Origin of the sequence: Acholeplasma granularum ATCC 19168, from assembly GCF_000526235.1 — a bacterium.
GTDB lineage: Bacteria > Bacillota_I > Bacilli_A > Acholeplasmatales > Acholeplasmataceae > Acholeplasma > Acholeplasma granularum.
In genome coordinates this window covers 89938-116037 of sequence record NZ_JAFR01000010.1, presented here as the reverse complement: position 1 = coordinate 116037, position 26100 = coordinate 89938, and the positions used below count along the sequence as shown (strand labels likewise).

The following is a 26100-nucleotide window of genomic DNA, read 5'->3' as shown; positions in this document are numbered from 1 at the left end:
ATCAGATAATGATTTAACCTTTTGTGTTTTTATTGACCTTTCGTGTTTTTATTGACTATGAAAATTAAAAAGTTCTGAACTAACATACATAAAGTGATTCAAAAACTAGTGTTATTGAAAGAAAAAAGGGATTATCTCCCTATTTTCATATTCTTCATAGTTGATACTATTGTATCAATACTGTTGTGCAAATATGGTCCCCGTGACCGGACTCGAACCAGCACAGTGTGAACTACTTGATTTTGAGTCAAGCGCGTCTACCATTTCGCCACACGGGGATATTAAAGCAAGCCTTTATTACTTACTTTAACTTTTTATTTATAATTTTTAATTGATTTTCTAATATTAATTCTTCATAAAGTTTTAACATGCTTCTGGCATATGTATCTTTAGAGTATGGTAATACAGAATCGCGTGCATTTTTTGATAATGTTTTTAATATTTCTGGTTGTTCTTGTATTCTCTTTAAGTGACTAACTAGTTCACTTGTTTTATTAAAGAATATACCGTTTACACCATCTTCAACAAATGAATCAAAAACCTCATCGTATCTAACAATAATTGGTAGACTTGCTGCAAGTGCTTCAACATACGTTAGTCCTTGTGTTTCAGTTGTTGATGCATTTAAAAATACATCAGCTACTTGGTAATATAAACCAACTTCACTATGTTTAATAAATCCAAGTGTTTGAATATAATCCTTAGCATGATTATTTTCAATAATTTTGTCTAAAGCTGCTTTATCAGGTCCATCACCAATTATAATAAATTTAGATTTTTGATATGCTTTGTGAAATTCAATAAATGCATCAACTAAATCCTTTATTGACTTTTCTTTTGCAATTCTTGCTACAATGATTGCAATAAATTCATCTTCTTTGATACCTAATTTATCCTTAAGGTTTTTAACCATCTCTGATGTATAAGTTTCTTTATAGAAAGGCTTTAAATCAATTCCTGACGGTATAATAGTGAATCTCCCATCATGTTTAAGCCTTATCATTTTATCATAAATTTTTTTAGTTGGAACAACTGTCATGTCACATTTTTTAGTATAATGATTATTTATTAATCCAGCTAAGACCTTTGTTGTATTTGGTACAAAATATGTAAGAGTTTTAGATACATAATGCGTGTAATCTTGATAACTTGTATGTAGCGTATATACACTTGGTATCTTATATTTTTTAACAGCAGCAAGCCCTAATATTCCCATAGAAAACTCCGTATGAATATGAATCATATCCAAATTTAGAGTTTTAATCTTTTTTAGATGTCTACGTACCCAAGGTACTAATCTAAATCCCTTAAGAGATTTTCTTGGAATAATAATTCCAGGCAGACGAATCACATATGGATCATTTTCAATTTTCTGTTTAGGAGCTTTAGGCGTAATAATGTATACTTCATGCCCAAGTGCTTCTAAACCCTCTTTTAAGTTCACAACAGAAGTTACAACACCGCTAATTAGTGGTAAATACGCTTCTGTAAAAATTCCTATCTTCAATCGGTATTCACTCTCCTAGTTTTTAAAATTATAAATGATATCAATCCAAGTAGCATTCCAAAATAATATGTAACAAAACGCCACATTAACATAACTGAAACAATTTCAATACTACTTAATAGTCCTGCCATAAGTAAGCTAAAAGCAATTTCAGTACCACCACTTGCTCCTGGTAATGGAATAAACATCATCGTAGTAACAGCCAGGTTACTTATGAAGAAAATATAAAAATATTGGTAAATTTCTAATTCTTTTCCAAGTGCCAATACAATAAAAATAGTTGTTGAATATAGTAAAGTAAGGCTTACTAATTTAGTTAAAGAACTTAAAACAAATACACGTTTTTTAGTGAATAAAAATTTTACACCATTTTGAAACTCACCGACAAACTTTTCAGTTTTTATTCTAAGTTTGTATGATGTCTTTTTAAATATTTTAAACTTTTCAAAGAATATGAAAATCATCTCAAATAATTTATATGCACTCTTAACATAAGCTAATAAGAATAGTCCTACTAGTATAATTGAATTTATTGAATAACCAATGATGATATATATAATATTATTTTGCATTGCATTAAAAATATCATTGAAAAATACAATAATTCCAACAGTTGATATAAGAACCGATGTTAATTGAAATAATATAAAATTGACAATTAAAACAGAGGTTGCCTCATTTGATGGTACACCATGTTTTCTATAATAATAGATTTGAAATGGTTGTGCACCACTTGAAAATGGGGTAATACCATTAAAGAACGGCTCAACACCATTTATAAAAAACCCAGTTAATTTACTTATGTTTTTGTTTAGTGCGCGCAATACGATATAATTTGATAAAGTTAGTGTTAGAAAACTTAAAATGCTTAATAAAATTGCAATCAACACATAATTAAGCGATAAGGTTTTTATGGTCGTAAAAATCTGCTCTATATCATTTAAACTTCCAACAATTGTAAGTAATATAAGTAATATTACAAATACTACAATAGCATTTAACCAAAGATTTTTGGTTTTATTTTGTTTGTTATTTTCCATATTACATAGCTTCTAAATGTTTCATACCTAACAGTCTTAATCCTTCTATTAAAACATTTAAGATGGATTCAATTAATAGTAAATTCGTATTTCTTAAAACATCATTTGAGTCATTAATTTTTACTTTAGCATAAAAACCATTGAATTCCTGGCTTAATCCTAATAAATATTTAGCTATCACTGAAGGTGAAGATTCATTTGCTGCTTTTTGTACAATATTCGGAAATTGATCTAATGTTTTTATGATTCCAAAATAATTTGAATCATTATATATTTTATAGTCTACTTCGTTAAAATCTAATTCACCTTGTTTTAGAATTGAAAAAATTCTAACAATTGAATATAGTAAGTATGGTCCTGTTTGACCTTCAAACTTTAACATATTATCTAAATTAAATTCTATATCTAATGTTCGATCGTTTTTTAAATCATTAAAGATTATTGCACCTATACCAATTACTTTAGCAACATTATCTTTATCATCTAATGATGGATTTTTTTCTTCTATCGCAGATTTGGCTTTTAAAACAGCTTCATTAAGAACATAATTTAATTTTGTAGTTTTTCCTTTTCTAGTAGACATTTTCTTTCCATCTTGTAAGACTAAACCAAAATTAACATGTTCTATATCAAAATCATAACCCATTAATTGAGTTACTTTCTTAAGGTTATCAAAGTGAAGTTTTTGTTCATTACCTACAACATAGATGACTTTTTTAAAATCATAGGTTTTTAATCTATAAAATAAAGCTGCTAAATCTCTAGTTGTGTATAATGTAGCACCATCACTTCTTTTAATTAAGACAGGTGGCTGATCTTCACTAATTCGTACAACCATTGCACCTTGATCTTCAACTAACAAGTTTTTTTCTTCTAATTCCTTGACAACATCATCCATCTTATCATTATAGAAAGCTTCTCCATTATAACTATCGAATGTTACATCAAGTAAATCATACATTTCTTTAAACTCTTTTAGTGACTCATTTTTAAAGTAAGTCCATAGTTCAATATATTCAGGATCATTTTGTTCTAATTTTAAAAATGCATCTCTAGCTTCTTGACTTAAAGATGGATCTTTTTCAGCTTCTTCGTGAAATCTAACATAAAGTCTTTGTAACTCATCAATAGGATTTGATTGAATAAGTTCTTTATTACCCCATTTTTTATAAGCAACAATCATACTACCAAATTGTGTGCCCCAATCACCTAAATGGTTTACACCAACAACATTGTATCCTAATTTTTTATAAATTAGTTTAAGCGAGTTACCAATGACTGTGGAACGTAAATGCCCAACAGAAAAACTTTTAGCAATATTAGGTGAAGAATAATCTATTACAATGGTTTCATTGTTATCATTTCTTGAACCAAAATTAGATTTTTCTTTATGTATTTTATCAAGTACACGCTTAGAAAAGGGTGCACGTTTAATATATATGTTTAAAAACCCTGCAATAAATTCTACCCTATCAATATAATCACTTTTTATTAATACATTTGAAAATAGTTCATATATTTCATTTAGTTTTTTACCTAAGGTTTTTTGATATCCAAATAAAGGAATTGCTAAATCAGAGTCACCTCTTTTAGGCATTTCTAATACAACGTTTTCTATATTTAAATCATTTTTTAATAAGTGTCTTAAATCCGTTTTAATTGTCTCAATCATATTATCAACTCCATCTATCATATTATACCAAAAATAATATATTTTCACACAATATGATAATAACTAATATTTGATTATTATAACACCTTATGATAAAATAAAGTAACCCCCACCATGGGGATAAATTGTGAGGTAAAGACATATGCATGATCATAATAATATTTTAAGAATTTTAAAAACTGCTCAAGGACAGGTTGAATCTGTTATTAAAATGACAGAAGCTGACCGTTACTGTTTAGATATATCTACCCAAATTTCTGCATCTATTGCACTTTTAAAGAAAGCTCAAAAAGAATTGTTATCCAATCATTTAAACACTTGTGTATTAGAATCTATTCAAACCGGAAATCCTAAGGAAAAAATTGAAGAAATTAATCTTTTATTAAAAAAATTACTTTAATCATTATGTATAAATATAAAAACCAAATCAAACTTATGGGGATTTAAGTTGATTTGGTTTTTTTGCACTACATCAAATGTAGTGTGATGTTTAATTAGCGTATCAAAGGGGAGAGTCAACGCTAGGTTTATATATTATTATTTTCTGCCTCTATATTGATTTCTCAAGGATTCATTTAAATCCTTTATAGCATCTTTAATTGATCTTGAAGATTCAATAAATTGATCTTTTATCGATGTCATTTCTATTTTGAATTCAGATTCAAGAGCTTCTAGCATTTCAACTTTACCTGATAAAGTCACTTCTAATTCGCCAATTACTGCTTCATCAGTCTCGTTTTCAATTTGGTTTTCCAAATCTAATATTTCAGCTTTAAGTACTTCAATTTGAGGTAAATACTCTGATTTAAGAGTTTCTTTTTGTGTTAGGAATTCATCACGCACTTCTAAAACAATTTGTTTTTGCTCTTCAAACGCATTTTTAATAACACTTTGTAGCTCATTTACATTCATTTCAATGGCTTGTTCAAGAGTAAGTGTATCATCTGCAATAACCGCTTTATTAGCTAAGTTTAAGAATCCTGGACTAACTCCATAATTTCTTGCTTCTACTAAAAATTCAGGAACATAATTGTTTTCAGATTTATCCACAGCTAATCCCTTTACATTATGTTTGTTAAGTGATCCATTAACGTGTTCTTTGATGCGATTACGCATGATTTCACCCATATTATTATCTTCTGAGATCGCACTAACAGTTACAATTGTTTCTTCATTTTCCGGATTAATATATCCTAGTTCAATAGATGTATTAATGATTATTTCAATTGCATCCTCCAAATTTTTACTAACCAAATTAATATCAACTAGTAATACTTCAGCATCTTCGTTTAGTGGATTTGCATAGACCACTTTATTTTTTGGCGTGATAATTAATTCAATACTTGGATTAATATCCAGTGTAATATAACTATCAAGAGCTCTTGTTGTGTTTTGACATGCAATAACACCTAATAAAATTGTAGTTAGAAATATAAAACTAAATATTTTTTTCATAAGTAATTCCTCCTTACACCTAATATACAATTCAGGTGCTCGTTTTATTGGTAATTATTTATATTTTATATTTTGTTGTTTTGTCTTTTATGATTATTTCTATTTTGATTGATCATAAATGGTTTACCATTATCAGGTTTTACTAAAATAGCATATCCATTTTCTCCGAACTGATTTGTAATTCGAATAATTAAACTACCTGATTCTTCTAAAGTATTTTCATTAATTGCATATTTTACTTTTAATATAGGTGACTTTGATTCTTGAGATTTTGTGAATGTATATGTGGTCACTGATAAATCTTTTTCTAATACTATAGTAACTTCTTTTTCACGACTAATATCCTTAATAATAAAATCTATCTTTTCAGTTAATATGTCATTAACAAATATTTCATAGTTAAATTTAGTGTTATCTTTTGTAGTCATATGTGTTAATTTAATATAGTTTTGATTGTTTTTATTAATTTGCATATTTAAAGTATTTTTCTCATTTTTTTCACTACGACCATTAAATAGATATTCATTATCATCTACTTTGATAGTACCTTCTAAATTTAAAGTATTGTTTCCATTAGTATAGATATTTTGATAATTCAATTCATAAACTGTTTCTTCATTAAGAAAATCAATGGATTTAAATTTTATTTTTTGATTATTTTTTTGATTATCCTTAAACTGTTTTTCTTTATTAAAATTGGTATCACTTACATACAGTTTTTCAATCATTGTTAAGTATTTATTCATATTATCTAGTCTGTCATTAATAATAGGCAAACTATTTAACTCATTTGTTTTTTTAATTGAAGAAAGATTTTGGCTCATATCATACAGATCTATATTTTCTAATAATGATGTACTTGATATTGAACTAAACATTAATGCATTATCAATATTTTCAAATTGAGGTTCTGAATCTATTTCATTTTGCGGTACTAATAAAAACATCAGTAAAACTAATATAAGTGAAAAACCAACAACTGCTGATAACATAAGTTTTGGTCTTATTGATTTTCTAGGTAAAGTATAGCTTTCTTTTTCAGGTATATTTTTAATGTTTGAAATAATGTTTGCACCTAAATCTTTTATCTCTACTTCAAGTGATTTAGTTTTAATCAGTTCTATTAATTCTTTTTTCTTCATAGAACATCACCTACTTTGTTTTTTAACTTTTTAATTGCTTTATTATAAATCCATATAACAGTCCCAAGGGGCTTTTTAAGTATTGCAGCAATTTCTCTGAATTTTAAATCATTGATAATTTTTAATGTTACAACTTCTTTTTCTGTATCATCCAGTAAATTAAGTATCTTAAATATATCTTCATCATCTGGTTGTTGTTCTTCAATATATGGTATAGTATTTAAAAATTCATCATCCTTAGTTATCTTTTTTTCTCTATTATAATAATTTATTGCTAGATTTCTAGCAATTTTTGATAAGTATGCATAAGGATTAGCACCTGTTTTATATTGATCAATTTTTTCAAGAAACTTTATATATGTTTCTTGCATTAAATCTTCTGCTTGATCTTTATTATGGACTATATTTATGATTGCGTAAAATACTTGGTTTTTTGTCAAGTTGTAAAATGTATCAAATTCATCATATTTTTTTTGTCTAAGCGCCTCAATAATGTCATGTATTGGATCCATAACTTCCCCTCATCTAATATACAAATGGTTTGTAGTATTTATTGGTCTATTCATATTATATATTAAAAAACACTCCAAAATTACTGAAGTGTCTTTCATTTTATGTTGTTACATATTATTGAATTAAGTTTGAAACTTTTTCGTTTTCAAAAACTCTTTGATAAAAATTCATTAATTGAAGCGGAATGTTAGCTTCAGTTAATACAGCATAATCAACAACCTCACCATTTAATACAACAAGTACAAATGGTAGTGTGTTTGCAACAATATTTGTATCTGTATAATGTTCATTGAGTTTTTCTAATGTTTTAGTAAACTCTGTTACATTATTTTCAAAATAGTATAAGGTAACTTGATTTTCTAATTCGTTAATTAAATTTGATGCAGGAATTTGAGGTTCAACTTTAGTAGAACCGTATAATCTTGCATAAACGTTTGCAATATGTGAACTGCCATTTTCTAATTCAGGTGAACCAAAATAAATGATTGATAATTGGTCTTCTTTATTAGTTTTAGAATATAAACCTTTACTTATTCCTAAAAATCCATCTTCTAATCTATTAACTAAAACAAAGTTATTTGATTTAGGTAGTTTATTTTGAAAATCTTGTTCAGTAGCTTTTACAAAATATGAATCATAGAATACATCTTTACTTGATGGTTGTAGTGCGATTAGTAATACAGAGATTGATAATACGATTGCAGCCATTACAACCCATGTTAACCAATGTATTTTCGTCTCAAATGCACGATATTTTTTTGCCATATATAAATACTCCTTTAGTTTTCGCAAATATAATTATAACATGAATAAGTACATTATTCAATAAACTATTTAATTAGGTTATCTTTTAGTTTAGGATCAAAGTTTTTATCTTTAATCATTTGTATTTCTAATTTATATGGTGGATTATCCTCAACATATGGTGTTTCTAATATTTTGGGGATATTTTTAAAAGCCTCATGATAAATTATATGCATCAGTGCATCGTAACCAATATAGCCAAAACCAATATTTTCGTGACGGTCTTTTCTAGCACCTTGTTCATTTTTTGAATCATTAACGTGGACAACAGATATGTAGTTAATTCCTATAATTTCATCAAACTTTTTAAGTGTGTTTTCAAAATCATTAATAATATCATATCCCGAGTCATGAACGTGGCATGTATCAAAACATACACTTACTCGAGATTTATCTATAACCTTTGAAATAATATCTCTAATTTCTTCAAACGTTCTACCAACTTCATTGCCTTTTCCAGCCATCGTCTCAAGAGCTATTTTAACCTTAAGTTCTTTGGTGTTTTCAATGATTTCGTTTAACCCTTCTGCAATCCAATTAACCGCTTCAACACGGTCTAATCCAACTGCAGAACCTGGATGTAAAACCATTTGATTGATACCCATTTGGCTTGTACGTATAACTTCTTTTGTTAAAAATTCAACAGCAAACGCACGTTTTACAGGATCTGGATTAGCAAGATTAATAATATAGGGTGCATGTACAACAACATGATTAATGTCAATATTACTTTCTTTCATTAGTGCATGCGCTTCTTTTATTAACATGGTATCAATTGGTTTTCTTATTGTATTTTGTGGGGCACCAGTATATACCATCATTGTATTTGCTTTATAAGAAAGTGCTTCTTTTACACTTCCTAAAAACATATCATTCCCCTTTAGACTGACGTGACTTCCTAAGATCAGCATCACGATACCTACCCTTCTTAATTTTTTTGATAGCTGCTTTTACTTTCGCTGCATGTTTTTTCTTATAACCAGGTGTTACCTTTTTAGGTCTACCAATTTTTTTAATTGCATTTGCAATTTTTTTATCATATGTTTTAGATTTCTTCTTAGGTTTTTTAAATCCATCAGGTGTTAATGTAACAGTAACAAATTCAACACCTTTATTTTTAAGTTTATCTACTTTATTTTGATCAAATTCATCATATAATGTATAAACTTCTCCAGAATCTCCCATCCGTCCAGTACGACCAGATCGGTGTAGGAAAAACTCTAATTTATAAGGAAGATCATAGTGTATTATGTGACTTGCTTTAAAGTCTATTCCTCTAGCAAGTAAATCACTTGAGACAACATATTGGTATTTTAAATTATGAATATCTTCTAAAATACGTTTACGTTGTTTAACGCCTAATGCTGATTGGAAGGATATGACATTATATCCTTTATCATGAAGATATTCATAAACAGTTTTTATGTCCTCATTTTTACTTACAAAGATTAATCCTAGATACGGATTAATTCTTTTCATGACATCATTTAAACTTTCTAGTCTATTATCTCTTACTTTTAATAAGTATTGATCAATGTTTAATACTGTATCTTTTGTCGTATCTATAAACGTGTAATTACCAAAGTATTTAGATATAAATGGTTCCATTTGTTTAGTCATACTTGCAGAAAACAGTAAAAATTTATCTATTTTTTGGTTTGTTAATACAGGGTCTATTAAATTCATAAAATCTTCATCAAACATCATGTCTGCTTCATCTAAAATAAAATATTTTGTATGTTTAATATTTAAAGCATTTTTATGAATCACTAAGTCTATTAATTTTGAAGGTGTTGTAATTACAATATTAGGATGACTATTACCAAGTCTTTTAGCTTCTCTATCCATATCCATTGAACCGTAATAAGCTTTATATGATACTTCACCATCTGTATTTACTAACATTTGTTCAACTTGTAAAACAAGTTCATTAGTAGGAAGTAAAATAATTGCTTCTACTTCATTTGGATTTCTTTTTATATTTTCTAATATCGGAAAAAGATAAGCATGTGTTTTACCTGTACCTGTAGGTGCAAGCCCTACAAAATGCTTTGGTTCATAAAACTTATCGATTACTGCTTCTTGAATTGGGGAGAGCGATTCATAATTTAATTTTTCAAGCATTTGTTTAATATTCATATTTTTTCACCTATATGATTATATCATGATTTACCTATAAACTTTTCATAAGTGAATAGATTAAATGGTATTTTTTCATTTTCTTTGTCAATTAAGTTATTTAAGTGTGCCCCAGCTAAGCGATATGTTCCCTCTTCAAATTCACTTTCAAATAAACTCTGTAAATGATCTTTAATAATTACTGGGTCATTTGTATAATCATTTATTGTAACCGATCTGGTTATTGTTTGAAAATTAGATGTTTTTAATTTAAATCCGATGGTTTTAGTTAACATTTGATGTTTATTAAGACGCACTAGACACTCATCTAATTGTTTATTGATTTCTTCTAATAAGAAGGTTGGTTCTTCTATATTTGTATGAAATGTTGTTTCTGCAGAAATAGATTTTGGAACTTTATATTTATCAGGCTCTATGATATTTGTACTATTTCCTAAGATATACTCTCTATATGTGTAATAACTATTTTCTTTCATTACTTTAAGTATTTTATCTAGATTAGATAAGTCCATAAAATCCTTTATAGTATGTATACCTAACATTTTAAGTTTAGGATATGTTTGACGTCCAATGCCATGAATGTTTGAGATATCCATTGGATAAAGTATTTTTTCAACATCACGTTTACGTAAAATTGTTATACCCATAGGTTTTTTAATATCACTTGCCATTTTGGCTAAATATAATGTTGGCGCAATACCAATACTTGTTGGTAGAAGATATTGGTCTACAAGTTTTTTTTGTAGTTCTTTGGCAATCTTTAAAGGGTGTGTGTTTTGGGCAAGATGGGTCACATCTAAATATGCTTCATCAATAGATGCTTGTAAAACCAAAGGACTATATTCATCTAAAACATTCATAAATTTATGTGACATCTCTTTATATAATTTAAAATCTACAGGAACAATGATTAGTCTAGGATATAAATTAAGTGCTTCAATTACGCTCATTCCAGCATGTATTCCATATTTTCTAGCTTTATAACTTGCTGTTGATATTACACCTTTAGCACCTGATGATTGCCCACCAACAACAAAGACCCTTTTTTTCAAATGGGGTTCTTTTATCATTGCACACGTGGCATAAAATGCATTTAGATCGATATGAAATATCACTTTATAAGTTTTTTTCAAGTTACTTCTTCCTTTAATTACTATTATATAGTATAATATTTAAAGATAAAAAGATTTGGAGTGGTAATATGGCAAAAAAGAAAAACATATCTAAAAAAACAAGCGCTGTAGTCGAAAAAAAGGAATCTGCAATCTTTAAAGATCCAAGTGAGTCTCTTTGGGGTAAGATTATTATAGGTATCATTATTTTTGGAACAATTTTTGTCATCTTAATTGGTGCAATCATTGCAGTAGTAAACTTTTTTAGTTAATTGAAACGCTTTAAAACAAAATGAACTTAAAATATTTTTAAGTTCATTTTTTTATTATACTACATATTTAATAAGGTTTTTGCCTGCTCAATTGCAAAGTGACTCATCTCAGCATCACTTAACATCGATGCAATTGATAATATTCTTGCATCTTTATCTAAAACTTCAATTAATGTTTGCATACGATCATTTACTTTAGTTTTATATATTCTGTAATGATGATCTGCCTTTGCTGCTACCTGAGGAAGATGCGTTATTACAAGCATTTGTATATCTTTAGCATGGGATTTCATTTTGTTTGCTACCTTTGTGGCAGTTTTTCCTGAAATACCGATATCAATTTCATCAAATACCAGCAAACTTAATAAGTTATTTTTTGCATAAATTGATTTTAAAGAAAACATAAATCTAGCTTTTTCACCACCACTTGCTACTTTAGCAAGTGCTTTTAATGGTTCACCTTCATTTAATGAAATTAGAAATTCCACACTATCTAAACCATTTTCTTTAAGTTGCATACCCTCAGTTATTTGATCAAATTCAATTTTAAACTGTGCTTTTTCTAAATCGAGTTCATGTAATGATTCTGTAATTAATTTTTCTAATTTTTTGGATAATTTAACACGTTCTTGATGTAGTTTTGTACCTATTTTAAATACTTCTTTATAAAGTAGTAGATTTTTTTCATGTGCTTTTTTTAAATATCCATCATAATCACTGCTTAATTCAAGTTCATCTTTTAATGATTCCAAATATGTAACTAAATCATCATTTGATTTTCCATATTTGGTTTCAATTTTGGATAATTCATATAATCTTTCTTGATAGTTATTAAATAAATCACTATCAAAATCAAGTAATTCTAAAAAGTTAGTAATAAGTTTTCTTGATTCTTCTAAGTTATAATAACTTTCTTCTAATATTTTAGCTACATCTTCATATGATTTATCAAATGATTTGATTGATTGAATGGCTTTATATGCATCATATAAAGCATCTGTTTGAAACGCTTGACCTTCAAATGTTTGATAAGCTATATTTAAAGATTGCATGATTTTATCATAATTTTTTAACTTAGAGACATTTTCTTCTAATAAGTCTTTTTCACCTTTTTTTAAGTTAAATGACTCTAATTCATTAATTTGAAATTTTAAAAAATCTAGTCTTTCTTGTGTTTCTTTCTTTTTATTTTTTAATGATTCAAAATGTTTAATACCATCTAAGTATAGACTTCTTTTTAACATATATTCATTAATTAGATTTTGGGTTAGTTCATTATCCATTTGATCAATAAAGTTTACATAAGTTTCTTTATCTAGTAATTGGAATGTATCGTTTTGTCCATGAATAAGGCCAATATGTGAAGTAATTTCTTTTAGTTTAGAAACTGTAATAATTTCATCATTAAGTTTTACAACATGTTTACCAGATAAATCAATTTCGCGAAGTAAGGTAATTGTATTTGGCAATTCAAGTAAATTCATTTGATGTGTATTTAGTTTGAATGTGCCTTTAACAATCGCTTTTTTGGCTCCTGTTCTAATAAACTCACTGTCTGATCTTTTTCCAAACAATAAAGAAAGGGATTCTAAAAGTATAGATTTACCACTACCGGTTTCTCCTGTAAGCGCAGTTAGGCCATGTTCAAAAATGATATCTAAATCGTCTATTAATGCAAAATTTTTAACCTCTAAATGTTGTAACATTAATAACTACCCCTTTGTAATATAAAATATATATTCTTGGTTACCTTCTTTACCTTTAATAATACTTTTTGTAAATCCTTTTATTTTATAATTTAGATAATTGATATGTTTTGTTGTGTTTTCTATGATTTGATTGATAATTTTTTCAGATTTTAATATACCTTTTTTTAAATGTTTGATTTCACCTTCAAATTGAGGCTTTAAAAGAAATATGATTTGACTTGTTTGAGTGCTAAGGTGTGTTAATATTGGTAATACTGATGTAAATGAAACATCAATAACTATTAAATCATTTGAAGGCACATTTACATCCAGAATATTGGTTTCTTCAAAAGATGTAACTCTTTTGTCTTCTTTAAGTTTTTCATCTAACTGATTTTTACCTACATCATAAGCATAGACGTGATTTGCTCCTCTACTAAGTACACTTTGAGTAAATCCACCTGTTGATGCACCTACGTCAATGACTGTAAAATTAGTAACGGATAAATTAAATAAATCAAGAGCATCATCTAATTTTTCACCAGCTCTTGATACAAAAATATCTTTTTTTGTTAATTTTATATCCATTGATGAATCTACAATAAAACCAGGTTTAATAATTTGATTTCCGTTAACTGTTACAAATCCACGTTTAATTAGATCACTTAATTTTGACCTTGTATATTCTGGATATTTAGTTGTTAAATAAACATCTAATCTCACTCTTTTACTTCTACAATCAAACTTTCTGCAGTTTTTATCATATCATATAGATTTTTTGAAAGTTCTAGTCCTTCTTTATATTTTGAGATGGATTGTTCTAATGAGATGTCTTTACTTTCTAGTTCTTTTACGACAGTTTCTAACTTTTTGATTGTTTCTTCAAATGATAATTTTTCACTCATCTTTCTTACCTTCCTTGCTTATTACTTTGACATTAGTCATACCATCTTTAAATTGAATGGATAGATGGTCATCAATACTTATTTGATTGATACTTGTGATAACTTTATTATCTTTAGTTGTTAGTGCATAGCCACGTTCCATTACTCTTAATGGATTTAACGAGTCTAATTTATCGTTTAGTGACTGCGTTTTTAAAATTTTATAAGTTACATTTACCTTATAATTTTTAAGCAGTTGATTATAATATAAGTTTATTTTGTCTTTATAATTATCTATTTTTGTTTGTGGGTGTTGTAATTTATTTGTTAATATATTTAACTGATATGTTTTATCACTAATGTTTTTATGATATTGATTTTCGATTCGTAATTTTAAGTTATCAACACTTCTTTTTTCTTGCTCCAGTTTAGACTTAGGACTAGATACATGTAATCTTTCTTCTAAATTCATTAATGTTTGATGAATGTTTTTAATACGTTCATTCATATAGTATTCCATTAAACTAGTTTTGTCTTTTATTTCTTTTATTAGATCACTTGTGTTTGGTGTTGCTAACTCAGCTGCAGCTGTTGGTGTTGGTGCACGCAAGTCTGATACGTAGTCTGCTAATGTCGTATCCGTTTCATGTCCTATTGCTGTAATAATAGGAATTTTAGATTGATGTATAGCAACTACAACTTCAGGCTCATTAAAACTCCATAAGTCTTCAATAGATCCACCACCACGTCCTAAAATAATTACATCCACTTCATTATCATTATTTACTTTTTGAATTGTTTTAACAATGTCATTTTTTGAGTCTTCACCTTGTACAAGTATTGGGTATAAAATAATTTTAGTTAATAAATATCGACGTTCTACGGTTGTTTTTATATCTTGAATAACTGCGCCAGTTTTGGAAGTTAAAACCGCAATTTTTGTAGGATATTTAGGAATTGGTTTTTTTAATGATTCGTCAAAATAACCTAGTTCTGCAAACATTTTCTTATTTTGTTCAAATTTTAAGAATAAATCACCAATACCATCTAAAGTCATAGAAAAAAGAGAAATACTATATGTACCTCTTGCTTTATATAGTGACATATAACCTTCAACTAATACTTTATCACCAGATTTTGGTTTAAAGTTGATTGTTTGGGCATATGTTTTAAACATCATAGCTGAGATGGTTGCATTTTCATCTTTTAAAGAAAAATATAAATGACCGGATGTATGATGTGTAAAATTTGAAATTTCCCCTTTTAAAAATATTTTTTTTAAATGGGGATCATTTTCTAATTTGACTTTTAAGTATTCAGTTAGTGCAGATACGGTTAAATATTTAACTTCTTGCATATATCCTACTTTATCTTTTTATAGATGGAATCAATTAATTTGTTTGTGAATTTATGTTGTTTTTCATCATCTAAATCACTATATTCTTTGGTCAATTCGATTGCAGTATTCATAATGATTTCTGGTGCAGTCTCTTTTTTTAGTAATTCATATACTGTCAAACGAATAATTGATAAATCAACAAAATTTAAGCGGTCAATTGTATAATTTTGGATAGTAGATGATATTAAGTTATCTATTGTAGCAAGTTCGCTTATAACAGATGTAATATAAACCTGCTCTGATTCTGGTAACATTAAATAATCTAAAAAATTTAGATGTTCGTTTAGTGCATATTGATACATAATCTCCATGCGCTTTTGAATGAGTTGTGTTTGCTTTTCCATGTATATTTTTACCTCATATGTATTTTATCATAAAATGATGTTAAAAAAATAGGGGATTGAAGTTTGAAGCTTCATAACCCCTATTTTTATTATCTTTTAATTACTTAATATAACTAATTCCCATGCATCATCAATTAAACGTTTTAATTCTGAATTATGACGATAAATTTCAAAATTTGTATATGGTACTGAAAATGCATATCCAATTCTATCATTATCCCAGTTAAACTCTGTATCTTCTATTAGTGCATCATGTACAGCTTGACTAATTGGTGAATAACCCATTTCTGTAGCATTATCTAGTAAAGATTCGTATGTTGTCATAAAGTTTATAAAATCATATGCCCAGTCTTCATGTTTAGTGTTTTCCGGTATAACAAAACCATCTATCCAAACATTTGTCCATTCAGGAACATAAAATGAATAATTATCTGTTTCTTGTAGGATATATACTGCATCCCCTGAGTAGACCATTGCTACATCATATGGTGTTTGATTATTTATCGCTTCACTTAATATTTCATCAGATTTAATAACTGCATTTGATTTTGAATAAGCATTAATTAACCAATCTTTAGCAACATTTACTTCTGCTGATGTAGCATCATTTACATTATGATCATGCGCATATAATGCAGCCATAAATGCATCTCTTGATGAGTCATAAATCATTTTAGAATATGATTCATTATTTAATATCCCCCAACCTTCTGTTTCAAGATCTGTTAATAATTGAGGTTTCGTATTATTATAAATTAATCCAATTGTTCCCCAGAAATATGGCATAGCATATTCTAAAATATCAAATCCATCTGTTTTAAGTTGTGTCATTGCTATATCTAAGCTATTTGAAAAATCTGCTTGATCAAAATCAATTCTATCCCAGTCAAGTTTTTTTAAATATCCTTCTACTGCAAGTTCTTCAACTGCATAATCTGATGGGATGATTAAATCATATGAGTTAACTTTAGCATTTGTTAGTAGTACCTCGTTTGAATCAAAATAACGTAGTGCTACTTTAACACCATATTCTTTTTCAAAAGCATCAACTAAATCTTCAGAGATATACTCTTTAGGCATGTAGATGACTAATGCATTACCTGTACATGCGCTTAGCATGAAAAGTGCTACTAAAATAAACATAAAACTAAATATTTTTTTCATTCATTATTCCTCTTGTTTTCTATTTTTTAATTTAACATAATCTAAAACTACTTTAATTCCTATAATAAATATAATAATTGTAGATAATGCGTTAATATTTGGTCTAATACCATGAGACTGTGAATACATATAAGTAGATATATTATTTACAAGTTCACCACTTGCAAATTTAGAGATGATATAATCATCAAATGACATTGTAAAGGCTATTGCAGCACCTGCAATAATTGAGCCTCTAAGCTGTGGAAATACAACTTTCCATAAAGCTTTTCCTGGTGTAGCACCCAGATCATAAGCTGCATCAACTAAGTTTGTATCTAGACTACGTACTTTAGGATATATTGCCAGTAATGCATATGGCGTTGAAAATGATATATGTGCTAATATCATTGTAAATAATCCACGCTCAATACTAAATGCTAATAAAAATACAAAGAATGCTACAGCTGTTAAAATATCTGGAGATAAAATTGGAATGTTGTTGGCAGATAGTGCTATTTCTCTAAATAAACGATTTTGCTTAGAAAGTGCAATTGCCCCTAATGTTCCAAGTATAACAGCAACAAAAGTTGTTATACCAGCAACCAATAATGTGTTCATAATTGGTTCTCTTAAATCTCTTGCAGTAAATAGATCAACATACCAATTAAATGTGAAACCTGAAAATACAATAAGTGATCTGGATTCATTAAATGAGAATATAACCATTGAAACTAAAGGTATCATCACAACAATAAGTATCAATGCTACATAAAGATCTGCAAAAATCTTTCCCTTAGTCTTCATTTGCTAATACCCCCTCATATTTATCTAGCTTTTTAATGAGATATACAAAGATAAGTAAAATAACAGCTAAAACTAAAGCAATTGCTGCTCCATATCCAAATTTACCACTCTTAAATGCTAAATCAATTAAGTCTCCAATCATTTTACGTTTGCCATCACCTAAGTATCTAGTTATTACAAGTGTTGTTGATGCTGGTAAGAAAACCATCATAAATCCTGTCAGTACACTAGATAGTGACATAGGAATGACAACTCTTGTAATCGTTTGATATTTATTAGCACCTAAATCTTCTGCTGATTCAAATAAATTTTTATCTAGTTTTGCCATATGTGTGTAAATTGGTAATAACATGAAGGGTAAATAAAGATAAACCATACCAGTTATAATTGCTAAATCTGTACCTAGTAAGTATCGTGAATCATTAAAAAATGTATTACCAATCATTTCAAATATTGAACGTACTGCATATGCCAGTAAAAGAGAATTGATAAACATGTTTGATGTGATAAGTGATACTAATATTTTTTGAGTTACAAGTTTTCTTCTACTTAATATAAATGCTAAAGGATAAGCAATTAATAAACATATTAATGCTGAAATAAGCGATAAGTACACACTTTCTAACATAGATGATAAAAATGTAGGTTGCACAAAAAATTCGATAAAATTATCAAAGGTGAATCTAATGGATACTAAGTTATTCGCATCTGTAGTAAAAGCATATAGAAGCATTAAACCTATCGGTATGAGTACTAATATGACAATCATTAGATAAAATGGAATACCCAAGTAAAACTCATAATTCAATTTTTTATTTGATTTAGTAGGAAGTTGTTTTTTTGGAAAATTAATCATTTACCATACCTCCATGACATGAATATCTTCTGGAAACCAATCTAAATCTACTTCCATACCTTCTGGTTTAAAATCAGTTGTATGTACAGTGTATACTCTGTTTTTAGTCTTAACATCTATTTCAAAATGTACACCTTTAAAGACTACACTATCAACAATACCACTAATTTTACCTTGTCCATGTTCAACAATATCTAAATCCTCTGGACGAAGTACAATATCAACTTCTTGATCTGTATCAAAACCTTTATCTACACATTCAAATTCATAACCATCAAAACTAACTAAATAGTCTTTTTTCATAATGCCAGTAACTATATTAGACTCACCTATAAAGTTAGCTACAAAACGGTTAACAGGTTCATTATAAATATCAATTGGACTACCTACTTGTTGTATTTCACCTTTATTCATAACCACTATCTTATCACTCATTGTAAGTGCTTCTTCTTGGTCATGGGTTACAAATATGAATGTAATTCCTGCACTTTTTTGAATTTCTTTAAGTTCATATTGCATTTCTTGACGTAGTTTTAAGTCAAGTGCTGCAAGTGGTTCATCTAGTAACAATACTTTAGGTTCATTAATAAGTGCTCGTGCAATTGCCACTCTTTGCATTTGCCCACCACTTAATTTAGATATAGAACGATCTTCATAACCATCTAGACCAACCATTTTTAAGTATTTTTCAACTTTTTCTTCAATAATAAATTCATACTTCTTTTTAGAAATGAACTGTGCTTGAATTTCTTTTACTTTTTCATCTAACTCACTTTTTAGATCTTTTTTATCTAATTTAAATTGGACTTTAAGTTTTGGATCATTGGAACGATTATGATTTAAATCATATTCTAATTTTTCTACATCTTTTTTAAAGGTTTGTTTTAATGCATCTATTTGGGCTTTTAAATTTGCATTTTGATCTTTAACACGTAATCCAAAAGCTACGTTTTCAAATACGTTTAAATGAGGAAATAATGCATATCTTTGAAATACAGTGTTTGTAGGTCTTTTATATGCAGGAAGTTTTAGGATATCTTCACCATCAAATAATACCTCGCCCCCTGTTGGCTCAATAAATCCACCAATAATTCTTAGTGTTGTAGTTTTACCACATCCACTAGGACCCAGTAAGGTAACAAATTCATTACTTTTAATTTCTAAATCAATTCCTCTTAATACAACTTGGTTATTAAACTCTTTTGTTACATCTTTTAATTGTATAAACGCCATATTCATTACCTTTCTTTCTAAGTTTACTCATTGTAAAAATCTAAGTTTTGAAACCTCATAAAGTTTACTTATTATAAACAAGGAGTTAAACTACAATAAACTAATCGCATATATTATATATATTTTTTTAAGGATGTCAACAAATAAAACTTATTTGTTAAAAAAAGGTTTATTCCATAAAATATAAAAAACCCAGCATAATTAAAATGCCAGGTTTTTATGTGTTATTTTAGAACTTTAATATTGAGTCACAAAATTTATTAGCATGCATCTGGTGCATAATCTGAATGTATTCTTACTGTACCGTCTGCTAATACATCAGTAGTTCTTATTTGAATGTCGTCTAAGTCCAACCATTTGAGTTGTTCTTCTTTTAATGGTGTACGAACCCTATCTGTAATAATATATTTTTTAGGTTTATGAAGTTCTAAGTATGCTTTAATAGTCATAAGTTATTCCTCCCTTTTATTTTATTATACCTCTGGTATCTAGCTTATAATTTTATTATGCTCATTTGTGGTAATATTTACTTTTTTATAATATTAATAAAAAATACAGCCGTTTGACTGTATTATTCTTTTATTAATGTAGATGAATGTTCAAATTTTCTTGTTTTTTCTGGATATAGTAAGGTTGTAATTGATTGTATAGCAGTTGCAGCTTCACCTTGTCCTGTAGAAATTAGTTTTACTTTACCAGGATAGTTTATGCCATTTCCAGCTGCATATATACCCTTTTGATTTGTTTCCATGGTGTAATCAACATTAATCAGTCCTTTTTCACCTTCAATTTCCCATTCTGTTAGTCTTGACTTAGTTAAAACAAATCCATAATTAACAATTATATAGTCAGCCTCAATAATTAATTTTTCATGAGTTTTTGCATGTTTTAGTACTAATTTAGATGCTAAATTAGATTCTCCAATAAGATCTTCTACAATATAAGGAGTCAATATTTTACCTTTTGTTTTGAATTCATCTACTGTAGATTGTAGTGCTCTAAATTCATCTCGACGATGAATTAATGTCACATTATTTGTATATTCACTAATATCAGTTGCCCAATCAAGTGCAGAATCGCCTCCACCTAATACAACGATGTTTTTGTTTTTAAATTTACTTAAATCATTTATAAAATATAAAACATTATCATAATGATTTTCAACTTTTAATTTTTGTGGAACAAATCCACCACCACCATGAGCGATTAAAATAAATTTTGTCTCAATTTTTTTGGTTGATGTTGTCACAATAAAATGATCATCATTTCTTTTAATATCAATTGCTTCTTCATTGTAATAAATAGGTATTTCATTTTTAAATCGTTCATACTGCAATACTAATCCATCAATGTAGTCTTTAGCTTTAACTTTTGGAAAACCAGGTATATCATAAATAAACTTATCTTTATATACGGCTGTTAATTGTCCACCTACTTCACCACTTGATTCAATGATTGCAGATTTTAAATTTCTTAGTCCTGCCAAAAACGCAGCATACAAACCAGTTGGTCCTGCCCCAATTATTAATACTTCTAGCATATAATTCTTCACTCCTTATTATCTTTATAGATTATAGCAAACTTTTATACATATTCAGTATTGAATGCTTTATTTAGTTTATTATGTGTAATATGTGTATTATCTATTGAAAATTCACATATAAAAAAATAAAAATAGGAACTAAATTAGTTCCCATTTAAATGTTTTTGGATAATTTCTAATGGCATAAAATAATATATGATATATGCGATTATTAATTTTATGATATCCCAAATATAATATGGTACAAAAAATATTATCGCAGGTATTAGGTCCATTTTTAATACAAACATAAACATTAAAATACCTATTATATATACGACTATAAAACCAAATATCAACAAAATGATACCATCTTTGAATGCGTTTTTTGATTTTGATTTGAATATTGATACAGCAGGTGCTGTAATTAAAAATGAAATTAAAAATCCTCCAGTAGGTGCTAGAAAACTTTGTGGTCCACCACCTGATGTGAAAACTGGTACACCAATAAATCCAACAGCTAAATATACAAATACAGCTAAAAATGCATCAAGTGGATTTAGTAATAAACCAACTAATACTATCATCAGTGTTTGAAGTGTGAAGTTTACTGGAGGTACGGGTATATTTATAAATGTTGTAACAACAATAAGTGCTGAAAACATAGAAATGATTATGAGGCGCTTAACTGTCATAATATTAAAAGTAACTTTCTAACAGATTTGTAATTAGTTTTGACATAATACCACTCACATTTTGAACTTTTTTTGTTTCTAGAAAGATTGAAGTTGCTTTAAAGTTTTGGAATATAATTTGGTTTACATTCAAACCAATACCAATAATCACATAATCAAATTTATTTCCAGATCCTTTTGTTTCCATTAATATACCACATAACTTTTTATCGTTCACATAAACATCATTTGGTTCTTTAAAATAAACATCCATACCTAATGATCCAAGTGTTGAAAAAATTGCACTTTTAACCCACTCTTTAATTATAATTATTTGATCCATTTGTATATCTTTTAACATAAAAGATAGTAGTAGGTTTTTAGCATTAGCACTTAGCCATTTACGTTCAAACTGTCCTCTACCTTTAGTTTGATAATCTGTTCTAATAAATGTAAAAGAAGGTAGTTTTTCATAATTTTCTTTTAAATAATCATTTGTTGAAGGAATTTTTTTAAATTCTATTAATTTAATTTTTGCCATAAATTAGCCAATCGCGAAACTTATATCAGCTTCACATACCAATTCATCATTAACCCAAGCTTTTGCACTTCCAACACCAAATGCACCACGTATTCTAGTTAGAACTGTTTCAACTTTTAATGTATCTCCCGGAAGTACTTGTTTTCTCCATTTAACATTATTTGCACCAGTAAAAAAACCTATTTTGCCTTTAAATTCTGGAATACTTAATAATGCAATAGCACCCACTTGAGCCATTGTTTCTAAAATTAACACACCTGGCATTACAGGATACTTAGGAAAATGCCCTTTGAAGTAATATTCATCTTCTTTTACATATTTAATACCTACACATTTTTCCTTTTCTACAAGTTCTAGTACTTCATCTACCATTAAAAAAGGATCTCTATGAGGTAATATTTCTTTGATTTGTTCTTGATTTAATAAAGCCATTTTTATACTCCATATTTTTTATATAAAACAACTGCATTTTGACCACCAAAACCAACGTTGATATTCATTGCATATTCTATATTTCTATTAACCGATTTGTTTATTGTATAGTTTAAATCACATTCAGGATCTATATTTTGATAGTTTATTGTTGGTGGTATTTGTCCAGTTTGAAGTGCTTTAATACAAAAGATACTTTCAACAGCTCCAGTAGCTCCTAGCATATGTCCAGTAGCGCCTTTAGTTGAACTCACATTTAAATTGTATGCATGTTCTTTAAAAGCTTTTTTAATACCTAATGTTTCTATTTTATCATTTAGTAATGTTGATGTTCCATGTGCATTGATATAATCTACCACATCAGGTTTTACTTTAGCATCTTCTAATGTTAACTCAATAGCTTTAGTAAGTCCTTCAGCATCATTATCAGGGGCCGTCATATGAAATGCATCGGATGTAGAACCATATCCTACAACTTCAGCATATATATTGGCACCACGTTTTATGGCACTTTCTAAAGTCTCTAAAACTAAAACACCAGAACCTTCACCCATTACAAAACCATTTCTTTCTTTATCAAATGGTCTGGATGCTAATTTAGGGTCAGTTTCTGTAGATAAAGCTTTTAATGCAGCAAATCCACCAATACCTGTTTCATTAATACTAGCTTCCGCACCACCTGCAAAAGCAAAATCCAAGTATCCATCACGAATATTTTTAAAGGCTTCACCAATAGCATTTGTTGCAGCACTACAAGCTGTAACAATTGGTATATTAGGGCCCTTAACTTTAAATTTAATTGAAATCATACCGCCAACCATGTTTACAATTGAATTAGGTATAAAAAATGGAGATATTCTATCAACACCACGAAGTGCTTTTGTTGAAATATCTTCTTCCATAGTATTTAATCCACCAATACCGGATGTTACATATATACCAAAACGGTATGGATCATAATTCTCTGGTGTTAATCCACTGTCTTTATAAGCTTGAATTGCAGCAATTGTTCCTAATACCATGACACGGTCACTACGTTTAATTTCTTTTTTGTCTAAATAATCTTCAAAGTTAATATTCTTTAATTCACCTGCTATTTTAACTTTACTATTGTTTGTATCAAAAAGAGTGATATTATCAATACCATTTTCACCCTTAATAATTGCATCAAACGATTCATCAACAGTATTTCCTACAGGATTTATAGTTCCCATTCCCGTAACGACGACTCTTCTTTTCATAATTTCACCTTCTTTAAATTGTTAATCCACCATCAACATCAATTACAACTCCAGTAATATAGCTAGCTTCTTCAGAAGCTAAAAACGCAACAACATTTGCGATATCTTCAGGTTGACCATAACTGCCTAAAGCTATATATTTTAGCATTTCAGCACGTACTTGTTCAGGTAGATTTTTAGTCATTTGAGTCTCAATAAAACCTGGTGCTATTGCATTTACTGTGACTTTTCTGGATGCTAATTCTTTAGCTAAAGTTTTAGTTATACCAATGACACCTGCTTTAGCTGCAGCATAGTTAACTTGACCTACATTACCATATTCACCAATAACTGATGCAATGTTTATAATTCTACCATATCCTGACTTTAAAAGTGGTCTGGCACTATGTTTAGATATATTAAATACACCTTTTAGGTTTGTATTAATTACTCTATCAAATTGGTTTTCATTCATTCTTAAAATAAGTGCATCATCTGTAATACCAGCATTGTTAACAACTATATTTAAAGTTCCAAATTCTTTTAATACTTCATCAATTAAATTGCTTGATGATTCAAAGTTTGATACATCAGCATGTAATGCTTTAGTTTTTACATTATATTTTTGAGCTAATTCTAAAGCAACCTGATTAGCTTCTTCAGGACCAACAAAATAGTTAATAACAATATCAACCCCCATTGATGCTAATTTTGTAGCAATTGCTTTTCCAATTCCTGTAGACCCACCTGTTATAAGTGCAACTTTATTTTTTAGACTCATTTTATTATCTCCTTTAAATTAGCTAAATCTGTAAATTTTGAAACATTATATACTTGGCTTTCTGGTGTAATTTTTTTTAATAATCCAGTTAAAACCTGTCCTGGACCAACTTCTATAAATCTTGTAAAACCATCTTTAAGCATATTTTCAATAGTTTGTTTAAAATAAACGGGACTAGAAATTTGATTTTCAATTTCTTCTAAAACTTCATTTTTATTCAATACTTTTGCATCTGTATTTTTATATGTTATGCTTTTGGGTTCATCTATTTCAAATTCTTTTGCATAAGCTTTTAATTTTATTCCAGCTTCTTTCATGTAGGGTGAATGAAATGCACCAGATACATTTAACATCATTGCACGTCTAGCACCTTTTTCTTTTGCAAGTGTAACTGCTTTTTCAACTGCAAGTCTAGATCCTGAAATAACTAATTGACCATCTGAATTATAGTTTGCTGCAACTACAATGTCAGTATTTGTAGATACCTCTTTACATATTTTTTCTACATCAGAATCGCTTAGTGAAAGTATTGCAGCCATACTTCCTGGATTATTTATAGATGCTTCTTGCATAAGTTCTGCTCTTTTTTTAATTAACTTTAATATGGCATCTTCATCATAAAAATTAGATGCATAAAGTGCTGAGAATTCACCTAAGGAAAAACCTGTATACCCATCAACTTTGAGACCTAACTCTTTTAAATAATCATGAATAAGTATTTCAACTGCAACCATTAAAGGTTGAGTGTATAACGTATCATTAATTTTTTTATCATCTTTAAGTAATGCTTCTAGATCCATTTGTAATATTTTTGACATTTTTTTTAGTCGTGTTCTTAGGTTCGGTACACTTTCTATAAAATCAATGCCCATATTGACATATTGTGCACCTTGACCTGAAAATAAAATTGCCGTCTTCAT

The 26100-nt window shown here is 28.2% G+C and carries 29 protein-coding genes and 1 tRNA gene; 2 read left to right on the top strand and 28 right to left on the bottom strand.

Annotated elements, in window-relative coordinates; all coding sequences use genetic code 11:
• Window positions 1-194: 194 nt before the first annotated feature.
• The 4 genes from G324_RS0104995 to argS all read right to left on the bottom strand — a co-directional run bounded on the left by G324_RS0104995 (window position 195) and on the right by argS (window position 4219).
• Window positions 195-278, bottom strand: a tRNA-Leu gene (locus tag G324_RS0104995).
• A 23-nt stretch (window positions 279-301) separates the two neighbouring features.
• Window positions 302-1507 (bottom strand): alpha-monoglucosyldiacylglycerol synthase, encoded by a 1206-nt coding sequence (mgs, locus tag G324_RS0104990; RefSeq protein WP_025725294.1) that lies wholly within the window; start codon window positions 1505-1507, stop codon window positions 302-304.
• Window positions 1504-2547, bottom strand: coding sequence for a lysylphosphatidylglycerol synthase transmembrane domain-containing protein (locus G324_RS0104985; RefSeq protein ID WP_162146920.1), 1044 nt, complete (start codon window positions 2545-2547; stop codon window positions 1504-1506). The genes mgs and G324_RS0104985 overlap by 4 nt, the downstream gene beginning before the upstream one ends.
• A 1-nt stretch (window position 2548) precedes the next feature.
• The gene (gene argS / locus G324_RS0104980) at window positions 2549-4219 is read right to left on the bottom strand and encodes an arginine--tRNA ligase (RefSeq protein WP_025725292.1); all 1671 of its coding nucleotides are present in this window, start codon (window positions 4217-4219) and stop codon (window positions 2549-2551) included.
• 142 nt (window positions 4220-4361) lie between these two features.
• Between argS and G324_RS0104975 the strand changes: the two genes are divergently transcribed.
• Entirely contained in the window at window positions 4362-4619 is a 258-nt protein-coding gene (locus G324_RS0104975; protein WP_025725291.1) for a metal-sensing transcriptional repressor, read from the top strand.
• A gap of 137 nt (window positions 4620-4756) precedes the next feature.
• Here G324_RS0104975 and G324_RS0104970 read toward each other — a convergent pair whose 3' ends face one another.
• The 7 genes from G324_RS0104970 to dinB form a co-directional block, all read right to left on the bottom strand.
• Entirely contained in the window at window positions 4757-5674 is a 918-nt protein-coding gene (locus G324_RS0104970) for an anti-sigma-I factor RsgI family protein (protein WP_025725290.1), read from the bottom strand.
• Window positions 5675-5739: 65 nt separating this feature from the next.
• Entirely contained in the window at window positions 5740-6816 is a 1077-nt protein-coding gene (locus G324_RS0104965) for a hypothetical protein (RefSeq protein WP_025725289.1), read from the bottom strand.
• A complete protein-coding gene (locus tag G324_RS0104960; RefSeq protein ID WP_162146919.1) occupies window positions 6813-7328 on the bottom strand; it encodes an RNA polymerase sigma factor in 516 nt (171 codons plus the stop codon). Before G324_RS0104960 ends, G324_RS0104965 begins: the two co-directional genes overlap by 4 nt.
• A gap of 115 nt (window positions 7329-7443) precedes the next feature.
• Window positions 7444-8094: a hypothetical protein gene (locus G324_RS0104955; protein WP_025725287.1), complete on the bottom strand. Its 651-nt coding sequence runs from the start codon at window positions 8092-8094 to the stop codon at window positions 7444-7446.
• Between the two features lie 65 nt (window positions 8095-8159).
• Window positions 8160-9044 (bottom strand): deoxyribonuclease IV, encoded by an 885-nt coding sequence (locus G324_RS0104950; RefSeq protein ID WP_025725286.1) that lies wholly within the window; start codon window positions 9042-9044, stop codon window positions 8160-8162.
• The gene (locus G324_RS0104945) at window positions 9004-10272 is read right to left on the bottom strand and encodes a DEAD/DEAH box helicase (RefSeq protein ID WP_162146918.1); all 1269 of its coding nucleotides are present in this window, start codon (window positions 10270-10272) and stop codon (window positions 9004-9006) included. Before G324_RS0104945 ends, G324_RS0104950 begins: the two co-directional genes overlap by 41 nt.
• A 23-nt stretch (window positions 10273-10295) precedes the next feature.
• Window positions 10296-11405 carry a DNA polymerase IV gene (dinB, locus tag G324_RS0104940; RefSeq protein WP_162146917.1) on the bottom strand — a complete coding sequence of 370 codons (1110 nt, stop codon included), beginning with the start codon at window positions 11403-11405 and terminating at the stop codon, window positions 10296-10298.
• Window positions 11406-11473: 68 nt separating this feature from the next.
• Between dinB and G324_RS0104935 the strand changes: the two genes are divergently transcribed.
• Window positions 11474-11656, top strand: coding sequence for a hypothetical protein (locus G324_RS0104935; RefSeq protein WP_025725283.1), 183 nt, complete (start codon window positions 11474-11476; stop codon window positions 11654-11656).
• Between the two features lie 59 nt (window positions 11657-11715).
• Here G324_RS0104935 and recN read toward each other — a convergent pair whose 3' ends face one another.
• The 17 genes from recN to fabD all read right to left on the bottom strand — a co-directional run bounded on the left by recN (window position 11716) and on the right by fabD (window position 26100).
• A complete protein-coding gene (recN, locus tag G324_RS0104930) occupies window positions 11716-13362 on the bottom strand; it encodes a DNA repair protein RecN (protein WP_025725282.1) in 1647 nt (548 codons plus the stop codon).
• A gap of 6 nt (window positions 13363-13368) precedes the next feature.
• Entirely contained in the window at window positions 13369-14067 is a 699-nt protein-coding gene (locus G324_RS0104925) for a TlyA family RNA methyltransferase (RefSeq protein ID WP_025725281.1), read from the bottom strand.
• Window positions 14064-14249: an exodeoxyribonuclease VII small subunit gene (gene xseB, locus G324_RS0104920; protein WP_162146916.1), complete on the bottom strand. Its 186-nt coding sequence runs from the start codon at window positions 14247-14249 to the stop codon at window positions 14064-14066. The genes G324_RS0104925 and xseB overlap by 4 nt, the downstream gene beginning before the upstream one ends.
• Window positions 14242-15585: an exodeoxyribonuclease VII large subunit gene (xseA, locus tag G324_RS0104915; RefSeq protein ID WP_162146915.1), complete on the bottom strand. Its 1344-nt coding sequence runs from the start codon at window positions 15583-15585 to the stop codon at window positions 14242-14244. The genes xseB and xseA overlap by 8 nt, the downstream gene beginning before the upstream one ends.
• Window positions 15586-15590: 5 nt before the next feature.
• Entirely contained in the window at window positions 15591-15971 is a 381-nt protein-coding gene (locus G324_RS0104910) for a transcription antitermination protein NusB (protein WP_025725278.1), read from the bottom strand.
• A gap of 96 nt (window positions 15972-16067) precedes the next feature.
• Window positions 16068-17135 (bottom strand): ABC transporter substrate-binding protein, encoded by a 1068-nt coding sequence (locus G324_RS07330; RefSeq protein WP_035357417.1) that lies wholly within the window; start codon window positions 17133-17135, stop codon window positions 16068-16070.
• 3 nt (window positions 17136-17138) lie between these two features.
• Complete coding sequence (locus tag G324_RS07325) at window positions 17139-17921, bottom strand: ABC transporter permease (RefSeq protein WP_035357415.1); 783 nt, start codon at window positions 17919-17921, stop codon at window positions 17139-17141.
• The gene (locus G324_RS0104900) at window positions 17911-18777 is read right to left on the bottom strand and encodes an ABC transporter permease (protein WP_025725277.1); all 867 of its coding nucleotides are present in this window, start codon (window positions 18775-18777) and stop codon (window positions 17911-17913) included. The genes G324_RS07325 and G324_RS0104900 overlap by 11 nt, the downstream gene beginning before the upstream one ends.
• Window positions 18778-20010, bottom strand: coding sequence for an ABC transporter ATP-binding protein (locus tag G324_RS0104895; protein WP_025725276.1), 1233 nt, complete (start codon window positions 20008-20010; stop codon window positions 18778-18780).
• 260 nt (window positions 20011-20270) lie between these two features.
• Window positions 20271-20459 carry a hypothetical protein gene (locus tag G324_RS0104890; RefSeq protein ID WP_025725275.1) on the bottom strand — a complete coding sequence of 63 codons (189 nt, stop codon included), beginning with the start codon at window positions 20457-20459 and terminating at the stop codon, window positions 20271-20273.
• A 122-nt stretch (window positions 20460-20581) separates the two neighbouring features.
• Entirely contained in the window at window positions 20582-21550 is a 969-nt protein-coding gene (locus tag G324_RS0104885) for an NAD(P)/FAD-dependent oxidoreductase (RefSeq protein ID WP_025725274.1), read from the bottom strand.
• Window positions 21551-21696: 146 nt separating this feature from the next.
• Window positions 21697-22227, bottom strand: coding sequence for a biotin transporter BioY (locus G324_RS0104880; RefSeq protein WP_025725273.1), 531 nt, complete (start codon window positions 22225-22227; stop codon window positions 21697-21699).
• A gap of 4 nt (window positions 22228-22231) precedes the next feature.
• Window positions 22232-22747: a biotin--[acetyl-CoA-carboxylase] ligase gene (locus G324_RS0104875; protein ID WP_025725272.1), complete on the bottom strand. Its 516-nt coding sequence runs from the start codon at window positions 22745-22747 to the stop codon at window positions 22232-22234.
• Window positions 22748-22750: 3 nt separating this feature from the next.
• Window positions 22751-23179: a 3-hydroxyacyl-ACP dehydratase FabZ gene (fabZ, locus tag G324_RS0104870; RefSeq protein WP_035357414.1), complete on the bottom strand. Its 429-nt coding sequence runs from the start codon at window positions 23177-23179 to the stop codon at window positions 22751-22753.
• A gap of 2 nt (window positions 23180-23181) precedes the next feature.
• A complete protein-coding gene (gene fabF, locus G324_RS0104865) occupies window positions 23182-24420 on the bottom strand; it encodes a beta-ketoacyl-ACP synthase II (RefSeq protein ID WP_025725270.1) in 1239 nt (412 codons plus the stop codon).
• A 13-nt stretch (window positions 24421-24433) separates the two neighbouring features.
• Complete coding sequence (gene fabG, locus G324_RS0104860; protein WP_025725269.1) at window positions 24434-25180, bottom strand: 3-oxoacyl-[acyl-carrier-protein] reductase; 747 nt, start codon at window positions 25178-25180, stop codon at window positions 24434-24436.
• Complete coding sequence (fabD, locus tag G324_RS0104855; RefSeq protein WP_162146914.1) at window positions 25177-26100, bottom strand: ACP S-malonyltransferase; 924 nt, start codon at window positions 26098-26100, stop codon at window positions 25177-25179. The genes fabG and fabD overlap by 4 nt, the downstream gene beginning before the upstream one ends.